Origin of the sequence: Nocardia amamiensis NBRC 102102, from assembly GCF_001612745.1 — a bacterium.
In the GTDB taxonomy this organism is placed as follows: Bacteria; Actinomycetota; Actinomycetes; order Mycobacteriales; family Mycobacteriaceae; genus Nocardia; species Nocardia amamiensis.
This window is the reverse complement of record NZ_BDBA01000413.1, coordinates 1-919: the sequence shown is the minus strand read 5'-3', so window position 1 is coordinate 919 and position 919 is coordinate 1. Positions and strand designations below refer to the sequence as shown.

At 66.2% G+C, this 919-nt stretch carries 1 protein-coding gene; it reads left to right on the top strand.

What is annotated here, in order from left to right; genetic code table 11:
- Positions 1–153: 153 nt before the first annotated feature.
- The coding region (locus tag NA4_RS38110; protein WP_218022534.1) for a transposase at positions 154–919 on the top strand (766 nt) is incomplete at its 3' end.

Below are 919 nucleotides of genomic sequence, written 5' to 3'. Positions count from 1 at the left end.
TTGGGGTGGTGGGTGTTCAGCATGATCGACATCGGTCTTTCGGGCACGGTGTCGATGGAGGTTGTGGTGTCGTTGCGTCCGCGCAGGTGCGACGTGGTTCCGGTGGAGACGGTTCGGGTCGCCCGGATGGTGTTTCCTGAGGGTTGCATGCCGATGCGGATGCGGGATGTACTGGGGCCGATCTTCGCTGATGCCGAGTTCGTGGAGGTGTTCTCACGCCGCGGTCAACCTGCGATTTCGCCTGCGTTGCTGGCGTTGGTGTCGGTGTTGCAGTTCGCCGAGGGACTCACCGATCGTCAAGCAGCGCAGGCGGTGCGGGCTCGGATCGACTGGAAGTACGCGCTGGGGTTGGAGTTGACCGATCCCGGGTTCGATTACTCGGTGCTCAGCGAGTTCCGTTCCCGGCTGGTCGCTGGCGGGCTGGAGCAGCGTGTGCTTGACGCGGTGCTGGAGTCGGCACGGCGGGCCGGGTTGCTGAGGCCGGGTGGTCGGCAACGGACCGATTCCACGCATGTGTTGGCAGCGGTTCGTGACCTCAACCGGCTGCAGTTCGTCACCGAGACACTGCGTGCTGCGCTCAACGCGCTCGCTGCCGCTGCACCCGGCTGGCTGGCCGGCGTCGCCGAGCCGGAGTGGTTCGACCGATACAGTGCCCGATCGGAAGACACTCGGTTCCCGAGCCGATGGGCGGCACGGGCCGCCCACGCCAACCAGATCGGGGCCGACGGCATGACCGTGCTGTCCGCCGTCACTGCCGCGGACGCACCGGCATGGTTGCGACAGCTTCCCGCTGTGGAGTTGCTGCGCCGGATCTGGATCCAGCAGTATTGCGTCACCGACGGAACGGTGGCCTGGCGGGACAAGAAAGACCTGCCACCAGCGGCGATCCGCTACTGCTCGCCGTATGACGAACAGGCCC